Origin of the sequence: Terrabacter sp. Soil811 (genome assembly GCF_001429655.1) — a bacterium.
Lineage (GTDB): Bacteria > Actinomycetota > Actinomycetes > Actinomycetales > Dermatophilaceae > Terrabacter.
On record NZ_LMSX01000007.1, the window covers coordinates 117626 to 136693 of the forward strand.

At 71.7% G+C, this 19068-nt stretch carries 18 protein-coding genes; 10 read left to right on the forward strand and 8 right to left on the reverse strand.

Annotated elements, in window-relative coordinates:
• The first annotated feature begins 154 nt into the window (after nucleotides 1-154).
• The 6 genes from ASH01_RS07495 (at nucleotide 155) to ASH01_RS07520 (ending at nucleotide 5477) form a co-directional block, all read left to right on the forward strand.
• Nucleotides 155-1402, forward strand: coding sequence for an NAD(P)/FAD-dependent oxidoreductase (locus tag ASH01_RS07495; RefSeq protein ID WP_056773747.1), 1248 nt, complete (start codon nucleotides 155-157; stop codon nucleotides 1400-1402).
• Nucleotides 1403-1521: 119 nt separating this feature from the next.
• Nucleotides 1522-2214: a fasciclin domain-containing protein gene (locus ASH01_RS07500; protein ID WP_056773750.1), complete on the forward strand. Its 693-nt coding sequence runs from the start codon at nucleotides 1522-1524 to the stop codon at nucleotides 2212-2214.
• Between the two features lie 140 nt (nucleotides 2215-2354).
• Nucleotides 2355-3176: a DUF4397 domain-containing protein gene (locus ASH01_RS07505; RefSeq protein ID WP_056773755.1), complete on the forward strand. Its 822-nt coding sequence runs from the start codon at nucleotides 2355-2357 to the stop codon at nucleotides 3174-3176.
• A 30-nt stretch (nucleotides 3177-3206) separates the two neighbouring features.
• The gene (locus ASH01_RS07510) at nucleotides 3207-3974 is read left to right on the forward strand and encodes a class F sortase (protein WP_082619587.1); all 768 of its coding nucleotides are present in this window, start codon (nucleotides 3207-3209) and stop codon (nucleotides 3972-3974) included.
• 29 nt (nucleotides 3975-4003) lie between these two features.
• Entirely contained in the window at nucleotides 4004-4570 is a 567-nt protein-coding gene (locus ASH01_RS07515) for an RNA polymerase sigma factor (protein ID WP_235509563.1), read from the forward strand.
• Nucleotides 4554-5477, forward strand: coding sequence for an anti-sigma factor (locus tag ASH01_RS07520; RefSeq protein ID WP_056773762.1), 924 nt, complete (start codon nucleotides 4554-4556; stop codon nucleotides 5475-5477). The genes ASH01_RS07515 and ASH01_RS07520 overlap by 17 nt, the downstream gene beginning before the upstream one ends.
• A 3-nt stretch (nucleotides 5478-5480) precedes the next feature.
• On the opposite strand, the gene ASH01_RS07525 is transcribed toward ASH01_RS07520, so the two are convergent.
• Nucleotides 5481-5924, reverse strand: a complete 444-nt coding sequence (locus ASH01_RS07525; RefSeq protein ID WP_235508700.1) for a MarR family winged helix-turn-helix transcriptional regulator — start codon at nucleotides 5922-5924, stop codon at nucleotides 5481-5483.
• 192 nt (nucleotides 5925-6116) lie between these two features.
• Between ASH01_RS07525 and ASH01_RS07530 the strand changes: the two genes are divergently transcribed.
• Nucleotides 6117-8219 carry an MMPL family transporter gene (locus ASH01_RS07530; RefSeq protein ID WP_235509564.1) on the forward strand — a complete coding sequence of 701 codons (2103 nt, stop codon included), beginning with the start codon at nucleotides 6117-6119 and terminating at the stop codon, nucleotides 8217-8219.
• 301 nt (nucleotides 8220-8520) lie between these two features.
• Here the strand turns inward: ASH01_RS07530 and ASH01_RS07535 are convergent, their stop codons facing one another.
• Nucleotides 8521-9120 (reverse strand): GNAT family N-acetyltransferase, encoded by a 600-nt coding sequence (locus tag ASH01_RS07535; protein WP_056773769.1) that lies wholly within the window; start codon nucleotides 9118-9120, stop codon nucleotides 8521-8523.
• Complete coding sequence (locus ASH01_RS07540) at nucleotides 9120-10526, reverse strand: serine hydrolase domain-containing protein (RefSeq protein WP_156415486.1); 1407 nt, start codon at nucleotides 10524-10526, stop codon at nucleotides 9120-9122. The genes ASH01_RS07535 and ASH01_RS07540 overlap by 1 nt, the downstream gene beginning before the upstream one ends.
• A gap of 168 nt (nucleotides 10527-10694) precedes the next feature.
• Here ASH01_RS07540 and ASH01_RS07545 point away from each other — a divergent pair, with 168 nt between their 5' ends.
• Entirely contained in the window at nucleotides 10695-12917 is a 2223-nt protein-coding gene (locus ASH01_RS07545; protein ID WP_056773772.1) for an NADP-dependent isocitrate dehydrogenase, read from the forward strand.
• A gap of 159 nt (nucleotides 12918-13076) precedes the next feature.
• On the opposite strand, the gene ASH01_RS07550 is transcribed toward ASH01_RS07545, so the two are convergent.
• On the reverse strand, nucleotides 13077-13781 hold the full coding sequence (locus ASH01_RS07550; RefSeq protein ID WP_200961776.1) for a FadR/GntR family transcriptional regulator: 705 nt from the start codon (nucleotides 13779-13781) through the stop codon (nucleotides 13077-13079).
• Nucleotides 13782-13939: 158 nt separating this feature from the next.
• On the opposite strand from ASH01_RS07550, the gene ASH01_RS07555 reads away from it, so the two are divergent.
• Both ASH01_RS07555 and ASH01_RS07560 read left to right on the forward strand, forming a co-directional pair.
• Nucleotides 13940-14470 (forward strand): gluconokinase, encoded by a 531-nt coding sequence (locus ASH01_RS07555; RefSeq protein WP_056773778.1) that lies wholly within the window; start codon nucleotides 13940-13942, stop codon nucleotides 14468-14470.
• Nucleotides 14467-15861, forward strand: a complete 1395-nt coding sequence (locus ASH01_RS07560; protein ID WP_156415487.1) for a GntP family permease — start codon at nucleotides 14467-14469, stop codon at nucleotides 15859-15861. The genes ASH01_RS07555 and ASH01_RS07560 overlap by 4 nt, the downstream gene beginning before the upstream one ends.
• 82 nt (nucleotides 15862-15943) lie before the next feature.
• Here ASH01_RS07560 and ASH01_RS07565 read toward each other — a convergent pair whose 3' ends face one another.
• Genes ASH01_RS07565 through ASH01_RS07580 form a run of 4 tightly spaced genes read right to left on the reverse strand, consistent with a single transcriptional unit; the run spans nucleotide 15944 to nucleotide 18966 of the window.
• Complete coding sequence (locus tag ASH01_RS07565; protein WP_235508702.1) at nucleotides 15944-17155, reverse strand: acyl-CoA dehydrogenase family protein; 1212 nt, start codon at nucleotides 17153-17155, stop codon at nucleotides 15944-15946.
• 11 nt (nucleotides 17156-17166) lie between these two features.
• Complete coding sequence (locus ASH01_RS07570; RefSeq protein ID WP_056773783.1) at nucleotides 17167-17634, reverse strand: SCP2 sterol-binding domain-containing protein; 468 nt, start codon at nucleotides 17632-17634, stop codon at nucleotides 17167-17169.
• A gap of 54 nt (nucleotides 17635-17688) precedes the next feature.
• Nucleotides 17689-18480: a PIG-L deacetylase family protein gene (locus ASH01_RS07575; RefSeq protein WP_056773787.1), complete on the reverse strand. Its 792-nt coding sequence runs from the start codon at nucleotides 18478-18480 to the stop codon at nucleotides 17689-17691.
• 12 nt (nucleotides 18481-18492) lie between these two features.
• Entirely contained in the window at nucleotides 18493-18966 is a 474-nt protein-coding gene (locus ASH01_RS07580) for a GNAT family N-acetyltransferase (RefSeq protein WP_056773789.1), read from the reverse strand.
• Nucleotides 18967-19068: the final 102 nt, after the last annotated feature.

A 19068-nucleotide genomic window follows, 5' to 3' on the forward strand; every position in this document is an offset into this window, starting at 1 on the left:
GCGCCGTCGGAACGGCGTGTCGCGACGGTCCCGCGGCGCGTCGCGAACCGGCCGGGTGCCCGCCTCGGATACGGCCCTCGCAGCCACCCCGCGACCGACCCGTGAGGTCTACGCTGCGACGGGGGCCGGACTCGAGCAGTGGGGTGATCCTTTCGTGGACGCTGACGTCGTCATCGTCGGGGCAGGGCTGGCAGGGCTGCGGTGCGCGCGACGACTGACCGAGCTCGGTCACGAGGTCGTCGTCCTCGAGTCGAGCGATGGGGTCGGCGGGCGCATCCGCACCGACGTCGTCGACGGCTTCCGCTGCGATCGTGGCTTCCAGGTGCTCAACCCCGCCTACCCGGCGGTGCGACGGTGGGTCGACGTGTCGACGCTCGATCTCAAGCCCTTCGGCTCCGGCGTGCTGGTCAGACGCACGAACGGCCTGCAGGTGCTCGCCGACCCGATGCGCGAGCCACGCCTGCTCGCCCAGACGATGCGCAGCGGCTACCTTCACCCGCGCGAGCTCGCGGGCGTCACACGGTGGACCGCACGCGTCATGGCTGACCCGAAAACCGTTCTGGCCCAGAAGGACTCGACCCTCGCCGAGTCTCTCGACGAGGCCGGCGTCACGGGTCGGCTGCGCCGAGAGGTGCTCGACCCCTTCCTCGCCGGCGTCCTCGTCGACAGCCACGGCGGCTCGTCGGCCAACTTCACGAAGCTGCTCGTGCGGATGTTCGCGCTGGGCCGCCCGGCCGTCCCTGCGACGGGCATGCAGGCGCTGCCCGAGCAGGTCGCGAAGCCGCTCGGCGACCGCGTGCGGCTGAACAGCCACGTCGAGTCGATCACGCCCGTGCCCGGGGGCGTGGACGTCATGGTCGACGGTCAGTGCCTCAGGGCCCGCAGCGCCGTCGTCGCCACCGACCCGATCGGCGCGGCCACCCTCACCACCTTGCCCGAGCCGCCGACCAAGGGCCTCGTCACGTGGTGGTTCGACGCACCGGAGCCGCCCCACTCCCTACCGCTCGTGGCCGTCGACGGACGCCGCCACGACTCCGTCCCGCCCGGCCCGGTGTGGAACACCGCCGTCATGACGGCCGCGGCCCCGAGCTATGCCCCGCCGACGAAGCACCTCGTCGAGGCGACGTGCCTGCTCGACCGTCCCGACGGCGACGCGTCCGAGGCCGACGTCCTGCGCCACGTCGGCGAGATCTACGGCTGCGACACGACGGACTGGCGCGTCGTGACACGACACCGCGTCGACGCGGCACTGCCCGCCATGACACCGCCGCTCGAGGTGCGGTCACCGGTCATGCTCGGCGACGGCGTCTTCGTCTGCGGCGACCACCGCGACACCGCGTCGATCCAGGGCGCGCTCGTCTCCGGCCAGCGCGCGGCCGAGGCGGTCAACGCGCACCTCTGACGCGGCACGCCCCCCAGCGCGAGAAGAAAGTTCGCGGCAGGTGCATCCCTGCCCGGCACGTCCTCGGAAGTAGGGGCAGACGGCACACGACGCCGTCGCTCCCGAAGAGAGGACAGACCGTGAAGAAGCGTCATCTCGTCCCCGTCGTCGCGGCCCTGGCCGGCGCCCTCGCCGTCCCTGCCGCTGTCGCCGCCCCTGCTGCATCGAGCGCATCGAGCGCATCGCGCACCCAGGCATCGGTGGTCGCCGCAGCCACCCCGATCGGAACCACGAGCCTCGCCGACGTGCTGCTCGCGGACGGCAACCAGTTCGACGGCAACTGGTACGACTACGACATCGTCACCGAGGCGGTGCTCGCCGTGCTCGCGGCCAAACCGAGCAGCCCTGTCGGCCTGCTGACCAAGGGCGATGTGGCACTGACGGCCTTCATCCCCAACGACCGGGCCTTCCAGGTCCTCGCCGCCGACCTGACGGGGCGCTGGTACGGATCCGAGACGAAGGTCTTCCAGGCGCTCGCCGGCGCCGTCGGCATCGACGCCCTGGAGCGGGTCCTGCTCTATCACGTCGTCCCCAGCGGCACCGTCACCTCGTCGCAGGCCCTCCGGTCCGACGGCGCGATGCTGGCGACGGCGCTTCCCGGCAAGAGCATCAAGGTCGACGTGCTGTCGCGCTGGCTCAAGCTCGTCCGCCTCGTCGACGGCGACCGCAACGATGCTGACCCGCTGCTCAACCCGCGGGCGCTCGACATCAACAAGGGCAACCGGCAGATCGCGCACGGCATCGTCCTCGTCCTGCGACCCGCCGACCTCTGACGCCCTCTGACGCCCTCTGACGCCCTCCGTGCGGCCCCCGAGGTCCGCACCGCACACCACCGCTTCCCCTCCCGGATTCACCTCCACCCGAGCGCGGCCCCGTCGCACTCGAGCACTCACCCCTCTGGAAAGGAACGACCATGAAGTCGCTTCGCATCGCCGCCGCCACGACCCTCGCCCTCGCCCCGGCCGCCTTCCTGGCGGCCCCGGCCCACGCGGCCGACGCCACGGTCTCGATCCTCCACGCCGTGCCCGGCGCGACGGTCGACGTCTACGCCAACGGCAAGGCCCTCCTGACGGACTTCAAGCCGGGCACACTGACCGATCCGCTGATGCTCCCCGAGGGCACCTACGACCTCAAGGTCACGCAGGCCGGCGCGGGCGCCGGTGGCGCAGCCGTCATCGAGGCCAACGACGTCAAGGTGCCGGGCGGCGCCAACGTCACCGTCGTCGCGCACCTGTCCGAGGCCGGCAAGCCGGTCCTCACGCCCTTCGTCAACGACACGTCCAAGATCGATGCCGGCAAGGCGCGGATCACCGTGCGCCACACGGCCGCCGCCCCCGCGGTCGACGTCCGGGCCAACGGCACGGTGGCCTTCAAGAACCTCACCAACCCGAACGAGGCCAAGGCCGACCTGCCGGCCGGCACGATCTCGGCCGACGTCGTCCTCGCGGGGACCGACACCGTCGCGATCGGCCCGGCCGACCTCGACCTCAAGGAGGGCACCAACACGATCGTGTACGCGTGGGGCAGCGCCGCCGACAAGAACCTCGAGCTCGCGGTCCAGACCCTCTCCGGCATGCACTCGGCCCCGGGTGGCGTCCCGGCCGGGGCGGGCGGCCAGGCCGCCGCGGCCCGGGAGTCCTCGGAGGTGGCTCGCTACGCGGCCGTCATCGGTGCCGCTGCCGCCGCGGGCGGGCTCGTCCTCGTGTCGCGCCGGCGCGCCACCGGGGTCCGCTGACCCGCTACGCACCCGTCGCCAACGACCGAGATGAAACGCACCGTCGACCCCGGACCGGGTCGCTCCCGGGCCCGGGCGTCGAGCCCGTCCAGGGGGGTGGCCGCCGCGCTCGCGGCCGCCCTCCTGGCGGGCGTGGGCGTGGCGTGGCTGACGCGCGCCTCGGACACCGCCCTCCCCGCGGCGTCCGGGGCGGGCGTCACCAGCACCGCCGCACCCGCAGCCGGCGCCCCCACGACCCCTGCCCCGCAACCGGGGTCGCCGGGGTCGCCGGGGTCGCCGGCCGGGACGGACGGCTCGGCCGGTCCGGCACAACCGGGGGTCCGCCCGGCGACGCAGCAGGCGGGCCCGACCGCGGCGGCCCCCGACCGCCTGACGATCCGCCGTCTCGGCATCGACATGCGGGTCGTTCCGGTGGGCGTTGCCCGTGACGGCGAGATGGCGCTGCCGGAGACGCCGGCGCAGGTGGGCTGGTACCGCTACGGCCCGCGGCCCGGCGACGACGCCGGGTCGACGGTCCTCGCGGCGCACCTCGACATGCCGGGCTACGGGATCGGCCCCATCGCGGCCGTCGAGGAGCTGCGCACGGGCGACGTCATCACGGTGCGGTCGGGCGAGGTGAGCAGGAGGTATGCCGTGACGTCGGTGACCCAGGTCCGCAAGACGACGCTGGACCTCGCCGCCCTCTTCGCCCGCGACGGACCTGCACTGCTCCACGTCGTGACCTGCGGGGGCGACTTCGACCGCGAGCAGCGCCGCTACGACGAGAACGTCGTCGTGACCGCCGAGCCGCTCGCGTGAGCAGGACGTGGTTAGGTGGGTCCGTGCACGTGCACGACGACCCAGACGTCGAGTCCGCCGAGCTCGCCGTCCGGTTGGTCGGTGGGGACCGCGAGGCCCTCGCCGAGATGTACCGCCGCTGGTCCCCCCTCGTGCACACCATCGCCCTGCGCGCCCTCGGCACCAGGGAGGACGCCGAGGACGTCGTCCAGCAGGTGTTCGTCGCCGCCTGGCGGGGACGCGCCACTCTCCGACCCGACCGTGGGTCGCCGGCGGCGTGGCTCGTGGGCATCACGAAGCACCGCGTCGCCGACGTGCGCACGCAGCGCTACCGCGCCCACCGCAACCTGCAGGCGCTCGCGTCCGAAGTGGTCACCGAGCCGACGACCACGCACGACTCCGACTCGGCCGAACGACTGCTCCTCGTCCACGAGCTGGAGCGCATGGGCGATCCGCGGGCGACCGTGCTCCGAATGGCTTTCATCGAGGACCGCACGCACGATGACATCGCCCGCATGCTGCAGATGCCCCTCGGCACCGTGAAGAGCCACGTCAGGCGGGGACTGCTCGAGCTGAGAGACCGACTCAAGGAGGTGGAACGTGTCGCATCCGACTGACGACGAGCTCGTCGACCTCGCCCTGGGCGAGCCCGTCGACGCGAGTCGTTCTGCCCACGTCGAGGAGTGTGCCGTCTGCTCCGCGTCGGTGGAGCAGCTGCGCCGCACCCTGCGCCTCGCCTCAGGACCGCTGGCGTATGCCGGCTGGCAGGCTCCCGACGACGCCGTCTGGGCGCGCGTGACCGCCCAGATCGACGCGGAGCCCGACGCCCCGGTCGATGCCGGGCCGACCCCCGCGACCGTGGCGGGTCCGGACGCCGGACCTGACGCCGGACCCGCGCCCACTCCTCCGGAGACCCCCCTGCCTCGCGACGAGCGACCGTCAGGGACGGACGCCGCCGACCGACCTGACCGACCTGACCGACCCGCGAACCCGACCGGTCCCGCGGCGACGGCGGGGACGGCATACGCCCTCGAACCCGTCCCCGCGGACGCGACGGTCACGCCGATCACGGCGGGCGCCGCTCGTGCGACGCGCCGACGTGCCGCGGCGTGGGGCGCCGCTCTCGTGGCGGCCAGCCTCGTCGTGGGACTGCTCGCCGGGCGGGCCATCTGGAGCCCGAACGAAAGCGGGAGCGTCTCGCAGGTCGCCCTGAAGACCCTCGACACGCGCCAGCGCGAGGGAGAGGCCTCGGTCGTGCGGGTCGGGGACGGGCTCGACCTCAACGTCGTCACCGATCGTCCGCTCGACGCCGGCGACGGCTACCTCGAGGTCTGGCTCATCAACGCCGACGGCAAGCGGATGGTCTCCGTCGGGGTGCTGCGACCCGGCGAGACGGGCACCTTCCCGATCAGCCAGGCGCTCATCGACCAGGGCTACGTCGTCGTCGACATCTCCAAGGAGCAGTTCGACGACAAGCCGGCGCACTCGGGCGACAGCCTGCTGCGGGGCCAGCTGCCCGCCTGAGACTCAGGTCATGAGGTTCTTCATCGCGGCGGTCGCGCCCCTGAGGTATCGCTCGACGACGTCGCGGTCCCCCTCCGACAGGGTCGCGTCGAGGGCGGCGAGGCTCTCGAACATCGGCGTCATCCGGGCGAGCACCTCGGCGCGGCCGCTGTCGGTGATGACGACCTCGGTGCGGCGGCCGTCGCCGGGGTGTGAGCGACGCTCGGCATGACCGTGGCCGACGAGACGGTCGACGACGCCTGACGAGGCGGCCGACGTCACGCCGAGCACCTTGGCGAGATCGACCGGGCCGATCGGGCCGCGCATGAGGTGCCGGAGCGAGTGCAGCTCAGACGTGCTGAGGCCCGCCTTGCGGGCCACGACCGACGGAACGGCCTCCGAGACCTCGACGAGCTCCTGCAGGGCCGAGAGCGTGGCGGTCGTGCGCCATCCGGGCACCCCGGGCACGAGGCCCACCTCGGGCGGCCCGTCTCCCCGAACGGGCTGCCCTTCATCGACGGACGCATCCTTCGGGGCGCGGGCACGCCTTGGGGCCGGCTGTTGGCCGACGGTCTGTTTGCTGCTAATGTCACTCACCAACTTAGTAATCTACTGAGTAACCCGATGAACCATCTTAACTGGAGGTGTGGCGTGCGTTCGGTGACCGACAGGATCACGCGCAAGTGGTGGGCAGTGGCGATCGTCGTCCTGGCCCTGGCAGGAGCGATGGGCGTCGTGAGCGCTGTGGGCGAGGCGCAGCGCACCTCGGCCTCGACCGACGCCCTGCCGATCGGCTCAGACAGCGCAGCGGCGCTCGAGATGCGCGACCGGCTGCCGGAGGCCGAGGGCTCCACGGCCGTCGTCGTCTTCAGCAAGGACTCGGGCACGCTGACCGACGCCGACCTGAGGGCCGTCGAGGGACGCGTCGCCCAGGTCCCCGGTGCCGGCCGCGCCCCGCTCCAGCGCAGCGAGGACGGTACGGCCGCGCTCGCGATCGTGCCCGTCGACGCCACGGACGCGACGGACACGGCAGCCCTCGTGGGCGACATCCGCGAGGTGGTCAAGGCCGACCTTCCCGAGGGCGTCACGGCACAAGTGACCGGACCCGCCGCGGTCCAGGCCGACCTCGCCGCGGTCTTCGAGGGCGCCAACACCCGCCTGCTCATCGCCACCGCCTCCGTCGTCGCCCTGCTGCTCGTGCTGACCTACCGCAGCCCCATCCTCTGGATCTTCCCGCTCCTCGTCGTCGGCGTCGCGGACCGACTCGCAGCCGTGGTCGCGACACACACGCTCGCGGCATTCTCCATCGTCTGGGACGAGTCCACCATCGGCATCCTCTCGGTCCTCGTCTTCGGCGCCGGCACCGACTACGCCCTGCTGCTCATCTCGCGCTACCGGGACGAGCTGCGCAGCCACGCCGACCGGCGCGAGGCCATGGCCTTGGCCCTGCGCCGCACGTCCGAGGCCGTCCTGTCGAGCGCCGTCACCGTCGTCATCGGCCTGCTGACCCTGCTGCTCTCGCTCTTCCCGGCGACGCGGGGACTCGGTCTCGCCTGCGCCGTCGGCGTCGTCGTCGCCGCGGCCTTCGTCCTGCTCGTGCTGCCCGCGGCGCTCGTCGTCTTCGACCGCTGGATCTTCTGGCCGAGGGTGCCCCGCGAGGGCGAGGCGGCTCTCGCGGACGGCCACTCGCTGTGGCGCCGCGTCGGCGACCGCGTCGCCGCCCACCCGAAGCGCATCATCAGCGTGACGCTCGTCGTGCTCGCCGTCATGGCGGCCGGCATCGCGGCGATCGACACCGGACTCAAGCCCGCCGACCAGTTCCTCAGCAAGCCCGAGGCCATCGCCGCGAGCGAGCGCCTGGCCCAGTCCTTCCCCGCCGGCAGCGCCGACCCCGCCGTCATCGTCACGACGGCCGACCCGCAGTCCGTGACGACCGCCGCCGAGGACGTCCCCGGCATCGCCGGCGCGCGCATCGTCAAGCAGGCCGGCGGCGTGGCCGAGGTGGACGCCGTCATCCAGGCGGCGCCAGGATCGGACGAGGCGACCGACACCGTGCGCTCCCTGCGGGCCGCACTCACCCAGCTCCCCGACAGCCACGTCGCGGGCACCGAGGCCGTCGCACTCGACCAGGCGGAGGCGTCGTCGCGCGACCGCCTCGTCATCTTCCCGATCGTGCTGGCTCTCGTCCTGCTGGCCCTCGGACTGCTGCTCCGATCTGTCGTCGCCCCGCTCGTGCTCGTCTCGACGGTCGTCGCGACGTTCCTCGCGAGTGTCGGCGCCTCGTGGTGGATCTTCACGAAGATCTTCGGCTTCTCCGGCCTCGACGACAGCGCGCCGCTCTTCGCCTTCGTCTTCCTCGTGGCGCTCGGCGTCGACTACAACATCTTCCTCGTCACGAGGGCGCGCGAGGAGTCACGCCTGCACGGCTCCCGCCAAGGGATGCTGCGGGGCCTCGCCGCGACGGGCGGCGTCATCACGAGCGCCGGCATCCTGCTCGCCGCGGTCTTCGCGGTGCTCGGCGTCCTGCCGCTCGTCGTCCTGGCCCAGATCGGCGTCATCATCTGCGTCGGCGTCCTGCTCGACACCCTCGTCGTGCGCACGCTCCTCGTCCCGGCCATCGCGGTCGTCCTCGGCGACCGCTTCTGGTGGCCCCGCCGAACGCACCCCTCTGTGTCGGACCGGTCGGCGACCGAGGACGCCGCCCCGGCCGCCCCTGCCGATGCCGATGCCGATGCTCTGACGAAAGTCGGGACAAACTCTTGACATCGAGCGGCCGCCGCCGTTGAATCGGGAGTGCCAACATTAGACAAACCATGGACAAACAGGGCTGATGCCCCAGGCGAAACCCTCGTCCATACCTCGCATCCCCCATCACCGTTCACGCCGCCACCCCCTCGACAGCCCGTGCGGTCTCGATCGACTCCCTCCCCGTCGATCGAGGCAGACCGTGGGCCACGCGCCGGACTCCCTTCCGGCGCGTGGCCCACATCTGCGTGTGCGGGAGTCGCCTCGACCGCCGGATCCGACGCGGACGGCATACGCCATCTGCGTCGCGCTGCTCGGCTCAGACCGGCCATTCCTCGCGGAGCAGGGCCCACGTGTTGTCGTCGAGCCACGTACCGTCCTTGCCCAGCGACTTCGCCCGGATCGTGGCCTCGTGACGCATCCCGATGCGGCGCAGGACGCGGTTCGAGGCGATGTTGTCGGCGTAGGCGTCGGCCGTGATCCGGCGCAGCCCCAGGTCGCGGAAGCCGATGACGAGCAGCTCGGCGGCCGCCTCGGCCGCCAGCCCGCGGCCCTGGGCGTCCGGATGCAGCGCGTAGCCGATCGTCCCCTCCCACTCCTGTGCCGGCGCGCGGCCGATGCTGTGGCACGGCTCTAGCCGCAGCATGACGTCGCCGACGACGCGACCCGTGCGCCGCTCCTCGACGGCCAGCCCGAGCAGTGGCTCGGCAGCACCGAGGCGTCCCCGCTCGATGCGCTGGGCGATGCGCTCGCGCACCTGGTCCTGGGTCAGGACGTCATGACTCAGGTGGACGACGACCTCGGGCAGGCAGCGGTAGGCGTGCACGGCATCGACGTCGTCGAGCGCCAGCGGACGCAGCAGGAGGCGATCGGTGAGCCGCGGCCACACGAGCCGGGACAGGTCCGGGGACGCCGGCACTAGCGCCAGCCGCCCGCGGCGACCCCGCCGGGCACGTCGCCGGCCGGGTCGTAGGGCGTGCGTGTGAAGCGGAACGACGCGAGGTCGAGGTGCGACGGCGTGCCGTCAGCGGCGCGCACGACCCGAAGCGGCTCACCCGTGTAGTAGCCGTCCAGCCCCACCCAGGCGTCGGGGCCCTCCGCGGCGAAGCGCGAGCCCCGGGCCTGGCCGGGCTCACCGAGCACGAGGTGCTCTCCGACGACCTTCGCCGTGGACACGGACGGCCCCCAGTGCCATATGCCGACGAGCTCGAGCGCCGACGGGTCGCCCGACGCGAACCACGGCTCCGGTGGTCGCGGCTCGCGCTCGACGAACGCCGAGAGCAGCTCGGGGGCGATCTGGCCCATCCCGCTCGTCGTATTGGTGACGACGACGACACCGTCACCGCTCTCGACCTCGACGCGCAGCCCCGCGAGGAAGCCAGGCATCGAGCCGCCGTGGCCGGCACACCTCGTGCCGTCGACGTTCCAGACCTGCCAGCCGAGCCCGTGGGCCGTGGTCCAGGGCTGGCCGGGGTTGTCGTTGACCGTGTGGGGCTCGTACATCTCGGCGAGGGTGTCGGGCGACAGGAGCCCGCCGGTGTCGCCCCCGGCGAAGGTGGCCCAGCGCGCCAGGTCCTGCACCGTGGTCCAGAGCTGTCCGGCCGGGGCCATCGCGCCCGCGTCGTGCTCGGGTTCGGGCAGCAGGACGTCGGCGAAGGGGTGCACAGCGAGGCCCTGCGCGGCGCGACCGCTGGGGCGGGTCGTCGTCCGGGACATGCCGAGCGGGTTGAGCAGGTCACGCCGGACGACCTCGAACCAGTCGACCCCGTGCGCCCGGGCCAGGAGCTCGCCGAGGGCCGCGAAGCCGACGTTCGTGTAGTGGAACCGCCGACCGGCCCGGAAGCGCTGTCCCACAGGCGATCCCGCGATGGAGCCTGCCAGCGACTCCCAGTCCCCACCGGGCGTGCGCTCCCACCACGGGCCGTTCGTCTCGGCCTGCACCCCGGCCCCGTGCGAGAGCAGCTGGGCGATCGTGGCGCCGCCCAACCGCGAGCCGGGCACGTGGTCCTCGAAGCGGTCGAGCAGGTCGAGCCGTCCGGCATCGCGCAGTCGCATGACGGCCACTGCCACGAAGGTCTTCGTGATGGAGCCCATCCGGTACTGCGTGTCGGTGTCGGCCGGCTGCCCGCCGAGGCGCCCGTCGAGCGTGCCGATGGCGTCGGACCACACGAGCGTGCCGTCACGCACGACGCCGGCGGCGACCGAGGGCAGGCGCCCGCGACGCTGCTCGGCCGCGAGCAGGTGGTGGAGGTGGCGGGCGGTCACGGGGTCGATCTCGCCATCGGTGGCCGGGACGTCGGCGTCGCTGCGCGGGTCGGTGCTCACCCGCTCCAGCCTAGGCCGGGGGTCTCTGGCGTGGCGCAGGCCACCCCGGCAGGATGGGACGGCGGCCCCACGGTCGCCCCGCATCGGATATCTTGACATCAAGATTTATTCGGGGATCCTCGAAGACCGGATCTCGGCACGAACAGCAACCCGAACGGAGCACCCGCGTTGGACTCGACAATCATCTACACGCACACGGACGAGGCGCCCGCCCTGGCCACGGCCTCGCTGCTGCCCATCGTCTCGGCCTTCGCCAAGCAGGCCGGCGTCGAGGTCGAGACGCGTGACATCTCACTCTCGGGTCGCATCATCGCCGCGTTCCCCGACGCCCTGAAGCCGGAGCAGCGGATCGGTGACGCCCTGGCCGAGCTCGGGGCGCTCGCCAAGGCGCCCGAGGCCAACATCATCAAGCTCCCCAACGTCTCGGCGTCGATCCCGCAGCTCAAGGCCGCCGTCGCCGAGCTCCAGGCCGCGGGCTACGCCCTGCCCGACTACCCCGACAACCCGTCCACCGACGAGGAGAAGGCGGCTCGGGCGGCGTACGACAAGATCAAGGGGTCGGCCGTCAACCCCGTTCTGCGCGAAGGCAACTCGGACCGCCGCGCCCCGGCGTCGGTGAAGAGCTACGCGCGCAAGCACCCGCACTCGATGGGCGCCTGGAGCGCCGACTCCAAGACCAACGTCGCAACGATGGGTGCCGACGACTTCCGCCACAACGAGACGTCGGTCGTCCTGCCTGCCGACGACACGCTGCGCGTCGAGCTCGTCGGCGCCGACGGGTCCACCACCGTCCTCAAGGAGTCGATCCCCGTCCTCGCCGGCGAGGTCGTCGACGCGACGTTCATGGATGTCGCGAAGCTGCGTGACTTCCTCTCCGAGCAGGTCGCCCGCGCCAAGGCCGAGGGAGTCCTCTTCTCGGTGCACCTCAAGGCCACGATGATGAAGGTCTCCGATCCGATCATCTTCGGTCACGTCGTGCGCGCCTTCTTCCCCGACGTCTTCGAGACGTATGCCGGCGCGCTGGCCTCCGTGGGCGCGTCCCCCAACGACGGGCTCGGCGCCGTGCTCAAGGCCGTCGAGGGTCTGCCCGCCGACGAGCGCGCCGAGGTCGAGGCCGCCGTCGCCAAGGGCTTCGAGGACGGCCCGGCCATCGCGATGGTCGACTCGAACAAGGGCATCACCAACCTCCACGTGCCGAGCGACGTCATCGTCGACGCATCGATGCCGGCGATGATCCGCACGTCGGGTCACATGTGGGACCGCGAGGGCGGCGAGCAGGACACGCTGGCCGTGCTGCCCGACAGCTCGTACGCCGGCATCTACCAGGTCGTCCTCGACGACTGCCGCGCCAACGGCGCCTACGACCCGTCGACGATGGGCTCGGTCTCCAACGTCGGGCTCATGGCGCAGGCGGCCGAGGAGTACGGCAGCCACGACAAGACGTTCGAGATCCCGGCCGACGGCACCGTGCGCGTCGTCGACTCCTCGGGCGCAGCGCTGCTCGAGCACGCCGTCTCGGCGGGCGACATCTGGCGCGCCTGCCAGACCAAGGACGTGCCGATCCGCGACTGGGTCAAGCTCGCCGTCACGCGTGCCCGCGCCACGGGGACGCCGGCGATCTTCTGGCTCGACGCCGACCGCGCCCACGACGCGAACCTCATCACCAAGGTGAACGAGTACCTCACCGAGCACGACACCGACGGCCTGACGATCGAGATCATGAAGCCGACCGACGCGATCGCCTACTCCCTCGGGCGCATCCGCAAGGGCGAGGACACGATCTCGGTCACCGGCAACGTGCTGCGCGACTACCTCACCGACCTCTTCCCGATCCTCGAGCTCGGCACCTCGGCCAAGATGCTGTCGGTCGTCCCGCTCATCAACGGCGGTGGCCTCTTCGAGACCGGCGCCGGCGGCTCGGCCCCGAAGCACGTGCAGCAGCTCGTCCAGGAGAACTACCTCCGCTGGGACAGCCTCGGCGAGTTCCTCGCCCTGGCCGTCAGCTTCGAGCACCTCGCCGACGTCACCGACAACGCCCGCGCGCGGGTGCTCGGCGAGACCCTCGACCGGGCCACCGGCACGCTCCTCGACGAGAACAAGGGACCGGCGCGCAAGGTCGGCCAGATCGACAACCGCGGCAGCCACGTGTGGCTGGCCCTCTACTGGGCCCAGGAGCTCGCCCGGCAGACCGACGACGCCGCGTTGGCCGAGACGTTCGGCCCCGTGGCCCAGGCCCTCGCCGACAACATCGGCACGATCTCCCAGGAGCTCGTCGACGCCCAGGGACACTCGGTCGACATCGGCGGCTACTACCGTCCCGACGCGGCCAAGGTCGCCTCGGTCATGCGTCCGTCGAAGACCTTCAACGAGATCATCGACGCGCTCGCCTGACCGCGTCCGCCCGCAGCACGTGCCCACCCGACTCACGGAGTCGGGTGGGCACGTCGCGTATGCCGCCACGCACGTCGGACGCCGGACGATTCGTGAGCACGGGGCCGGCGGAACGACATACTCCACAACGTCGACTGCTGACGAGAACGCTTGTGGCAGTTAGCTGTCCGCGTCGCGCAGGGCGTCACTGGCCTCGGTGATGATGGCCTGCATGGCAGCCGCGGCGGCAGCACCGTCGCCGGACTGGACCGCCTCGGCGACGTCACCGTGCAGGCGGACCGCGAGGGGGTTGGGCGTGGCAGGCATGAGGTCGTGGTGGGTGCGGCCCGCGAGCACCTCGCCGACGACGTCGGACAGCGCTGCGAGCATCTCGTTGCCGGAGGCGGCGAGCAGGGTCGAGTGGAAGAGCTGGTCGGCCACGAGGTAGGCCTCGAGGTCGCCCGACTTCGCGTGCACCGCCATCTGCATGACGGCGCCCATGAGCGCCCCGCACTGGTCAGGGGTCGCCCGGGCCGCGGCGAGCTCGGCCGCGACGGGCTCGACTCCTCGACGCACGTCACCGAGACTGAGCAGCTGCTGCTCACGACCCGGCCCGTCGAGGCGCCAGCGGATGACGCGCGGGTCGAAGACGTTCCACGACGTGCTGGGCAGGACGCGCACACCGACGCGCTTGCGGGCCTCGACGAGTCCCATCGAGTCGAGGACGCGGACGGCCTCGCGCACGACGGACCGGGACACCCCGTAGCGCTCGTCGAGCTGGTCGATGCGCAGCACGGTGCCCGGGACGAGCTCGCCAGTGGCGACCTGTCGGCCGAGGTCGTCGAGCACGCTCGCATGCAGGGCGGGGCGACGGTCCGTGGGCACGGACCCAGCCTGACACACGGCGGTCGTCATCTAGCCCGGCCGGCATTAAAACCGTTTTAATCGTCATCGTGTCTTGATAAGACGCCCTTGTTGCTGCACCCTAGTGCGAGCGACTCGACGAAGACGTCGTTCGAGCCGGACGAAGGAGTCACGGAGACATGCAGCACCACCCACCTCCCCTGGTCGTCGTCATGGGGGTGTCCGGCTCGGGCAAGACCACCGTCGGCGCGGCCCTCGCGCAGCGCCTGCGCGTCCCCTTCGCGGACGCCGACGACTTCCACCCCAAGGCCAACATCGACAAGATGTCGGCCGGCATCCCGCTGACGGACGACGACCGCGGCCCGTGGCTCGCGACCATCGCCGCGTGGCTCGGTGAGCACGCGGAGAGCGGTGGTGTGGCGAGCTGCTCGGCTCTCAAGCGCGCCTACCGCGACGTCCTCGCAGCCGCGGCGCCCCACGTCTTCTTCGTGCACCTGCACGGCGACCCCGACGTCATCGCCGCCCGCGTCGCCGGCCGGCCCGGACACTTCATGCCCACAGCCCTCATCGAGTCGCAGTTCGCGACGCTCGAGCCCCTCGAGCCGGGCGAGCGCGGAGCCGTCCTCGACGTCGACCAGCCGGTCGACGACCTCGTCGGCCAGTCCCTCACCCTCATCGATCCTCGCGACCCGGAAGCGACCCGCTCATGACCTCCGACCTGCTCTCGATCCTGCCCGTGTCGGCGCTCGCCGCCGACGACCTCCCCGCCATCCCGGCCGGACGGCTGGTCCCCGCGGCCCTGCTCGGCATCGCCGTCCTCGTGGTGCTCATCGTGCGGTTCAAGCTGCACCCGTTCCTGTCCCTGACACTGGGCTCGCTCACTGTCGGGGCGGTCGCGGGCGTCCCGATGGCCGACGTGCTCGAGAGCTTCACCAAGGGCTTCGGATCGACCGCCGCGGGCGTCGGCATCCTCATCGCCCTCGGCGCGATGTTCGGCAAGCTGCTCGCCGACTCCGGCGGTGCCGACGAGATCGTCGACACGATCATCGGCCACAGCGGTCCGCGCACCCTGCCGTGGGCGATGGCGGGCGTCGGCGCCCTCATCGGCCTGCCGATGTTCTTCGAGATCGGCCTCGTCCTGCTGATGCCCGTCATCTTCCTCGTCGCGCGCCGCTCGGGACTGTCCCTGGTCCGCGTCGGCATCCCGGCACTCGCCGGCCTGTCGGCCATGCACGGCCTCGTCCCGCCGCACCCGGGCCCGCTCGTGGCGATCGACGCCCTCAAGGCCGACCTCGGAGTCACCCTCGGCCTCGGCATCCTCGTCGCGATCCCGACGATCGCCGTCGCGGGCCCGTGGTTCGCCCGCGTGGCCGCCCGCTGGGTCGACGTCCCCGCGCCCGAGCTCTTCGAGTCGCGTGAGTCCGAGAGCGGACCGCGTCCGTCGTTCCCCGTCACGCTGCTGACCGTCCTGACCCCCGTCGCCCTCATGATGGGCAAGGCGCTCTCCGACATCCTCACCGCCGACGGCACGGCCGTCCGCACCGTCCTCGACTTCCTCGGCACGCCGCTCATCGCTCTGCTCATCGCCGTGATCCTCGCGATGTTCACGCTCGGCCGCGGCGCCGGCATGGGTCTCAAGGAGGTCGGGTCGTCCCTCGAGGCCTCCCTCGGTCCGATCGCCGGCATCCTGCTCATCGTCTCCGCCGGTGGCGGCTTCAAGCAGACCCTCGTCGACACCGGCATCGGCCAGCTCGTCGCCGACTGGATCGCGCAGAGCGGCCTGTCCGTGCTGCTGCTGGCCTGGCTCGTCGCGGTCCTGATCCGCCTCGCGACCGGCTCGGCCACCGTCGCCACCGTCACGGCCTCCGGCATCCTCGCTCCGCTCGCGGCCGGGATGCCCACGGCCCAGGTGTCGCTCATGGTGCTCGCCATCGGCGCCGGCTCGGTCTTCTTCTCCCACGTCAACGACGCCGGCTTCTGGCTCGTCAAGGAGTACTTCGGGCTCAAGGTCGGCCAGACCATCAAGTCGTGGTCCGTCATGGAGACGATCCTGTCGGTGACCGGTCTCGTCCTCGTCCTGCTCCTCGACCTCGTCGTCTAGCCGACTCGGAAGCCCAGCACACCCCACCTGAACCGTCGAGAGGCGCAGACCGTGGCCTCTCGACGGTTCAGGGTTGGGCGGGTCAGCGGATGCGGACGCCGCTGATGGCCCTCGCGATGACGAGTCGCTGGATCTCGGACGTGCCCTCGAAGATCGTGTAGATCTTCGCGTCGCGCGACCACCGCTCGACGGGGTGGTCGGTGACGTAGCCGGCCCCACCGAGGATCTGCACCGCCTTGTCGGTCACGGCGACCGCGACCTCACCCGCCTTGAGCTTGCTCATCGAGCCCTCGGCCGCGGTGAACGGCTGGTTCGTGCGCCCCATCCACGACGCCCTCCAGACGAGCAGCCGGGCCGCGTCGATCTCGGTGCGCATGTCGGCGAGCGCGAACGCGATCGCCTGGTTCTCGATGATCGGCCGACCGAAGGCGACGCGGCCCTTGGCGTAGTCGAGGGCGTACTCGTATGCCGCCCTGGCGATCCCGAGCGCCTGCGCACCCACCGTGGGGCGCGAGATCTCGAACGTCCGCATGGCCGCCTGTCCGCTCGACGACCCTCCCTCGCGGGCCCGGGCGAGGCGCTCGTCGAGCTTGTCCTTGCCGCCGAGCAGGCACGAGCCCGGCACGCGCACGTCGTCGAGGAAGACGTCGGCGGTGTGCGAGGCGCGCAGGCCGAGCTTGCGCAGCTTCTTGGCGCCCTCGAGCCCCTTCGTGCCGGGCGGGACGACGAAGGCGGCCTGCCCGCGCGAGCCGAGGTCGGGGTCGACGACGGCCGTCACGACGTGGACGTTGGCGATGCCGCCGTTGGTGATGTAGGCCTTCTGGCCATTGAGGATCCACTCGTCGGCGGCCTCGTCGTAGCGGGCCCGCGTGCGCATGGCGCCGACGTCGGAGCCGGCCTGCGGCTCGGTCGTCGCGAAGGCCCCGAGCTTCGGGTCGTCGGCGTCGCCGTAGCACTGCGGCAGCCACTCGACCATCTGTTCGGGGGTGCCCGAGCCGTAGATCGCGGCCACCGCGAGGGTCGTGCCGAAGATCGACATCCCGATGCCCGCGTCACCCCAGAAGAGCTCCTCGTTGGCGAGGTTGATCGAGATGCCGGTCGGGTCGGACCAGCACTGGGCCAGGAACTCGAAGCCGTAGAGGCCGTTCCTGGCCGCCTCCTGGATGACCGGCCAGGGCGTCTCCTCCCTCGCGTCCCACTCGGAGGCGGCCGGGCGCACGACGTCGGCGGCGAAGCCGTGCACCCAGTCGCGCAGCTCGGTCTGGTCGTCGTTCAGGGCGAGCGAGAACTCCACCACGACGTGCCTCAGGCCTTGGGGATGTCGAAGAAGTTCGCGATGTTGGCTGCGAGCCCGAGGTCGCCCTTGGCCTTGATCTTGCCGGTCATGAACATCATGACCGGGTTGCCGCTCTTGGTGATGACCTTGGTGAAGTCGACGGGCGACATGGCGAGCGACAGCGTCGAGTCGCCGTCGTGGCCGGGCACCGACGTGCACGTGCCGTCGGCGAAGCGCACGGTCCACTCGTCGGCGCCGCCGTCGGGACGGCCGGTGATGCTCCAGTGCGTCGTCGCGGTCGTCGATCCGGCGCGGTCGGGGCGGAAGAGCTCAGGCATCCGACGGAAGATCGCGTCGACGATCGGGCCGCGGTTGGCGCTCTCCATGACCTCCTTGACGTCCTTGTCGGACATCTCCTTGACGATGCGGATGAACTCGCCGGGCTCGACGGCGGCGAGCTCGTCGGCGGTGGCGGTCGTGAAGTCGATCTCGGGCATCGGGGGTCCCTCCGGAGGAAACGGCATTGTTACCGCGAGTAGGTTACCGGACGGTCACCCGTCGAGGAACCAGCCGGCCACCATCCCGTCGGGACGGCCGGGCTCGATGTAGTGCTCCCACGCGAAGGCCACGGCGAACATCTCGACCGGCATCTGGAGCATCCCCTGCGCGTCGGACTGGCTCGCGTGCGCCTTGAGCGCCGATCGCTTGACCTCGAGGAACTCGCTGACGTCGCAGGCCCAGTGCAGCTCGCTCTCGAGGCTGCCGAGGGGGTTGCCGTCGTCCATCGGCTGGCTGGGGTCCCACTCCCCCATGTCGAGGCCTGCGGCCATCGCGGCCTGGTGCGAGCGGATCATCGCGTCGCGGTTCATCGAGCCCTCGAGGTAGCGGGGCGTGCCGGCGAGCTCGGCGGCACGCTTCGTCACGGCGTGCACCTTGACGTGGTCGGGGTGGCCGTAGCCGCCGTGCCAGTCGTAGCCGACGACGACGTCGGCCGCCTCCTCGCCCAGGACGGCCGCGAGGCGCTGCGCCGCCTCCTCCGTGTCGGCCCGGGCGAAGCTCTCCTCGTGGTCGTTCTGGGCCCACCCGGTCATGCCGGAGTCGGCGTAGCCGAGGAACTCGACGCGATGGGTGCCGATGACGGCGTTGGAGGCCGCGGCCTCGGCCCGGCGCCGCTCGACGACGGTCTCGCCGTCGGCCAGGTCGTCGGGGGCGTCGCCGTGGTCACCGTTGGTGGCGACGACGAGCACGACGCGGTGGCCCTCGCTGACGGCCCGCGCCATCGAGCCGGCGGACTGCGAGGCCTCGTCGTCGGGGTGGGCGTGGACGAAGACAACGGTTGACATGGGATCAGCCTCTCACCGCGGGCCGACGTTCCCGTCACCAGCGCCACCGGGCGCGACCGGCAGCGTGTAGACGACGTAGCCCTCGAACGTCGCGACCTCGTCGTAGAGGCGGCGGGCGAGGGCGTTCGACTCGTGGGTCTGCCAGTAGACGCTGCCACAGCCGTGCTCGCGTGCCCAGTCACGCACGGCCGCGATGAGGGCGCTCGCCACGCCGCGACCACGCACCGCCGGGTCGGTGAAGAGGTCCTCGAGGTAGCAGAGGTCGGGCTCGCTCGAGCTGGGGTGCACGAGGAAGTGGGTGATCCCCACGAGCTCGCCGTCGAGCCATGCCCCGAGCCCGTGCAGTCTTGTGTCAGAGGCGATCTCGCGCCACGCCCGGTCGTATGCCGTCTGGCCGAGCTCACGCTCGTAGAAGCGGATGTACGCGCGGAAGAGCGTCTCCCACCGGTCCCGGTCGGTGGGTTCCAGACGTCGGGTCTCGATCACGACCCGACGCTAGCGCGACGGCACCGTCCCCGGCAGGGCCACCTCACGGCATACGCGATGAGCCACTCGAGTGAGCGCCAAACCACACTCGAGTGAGCACGC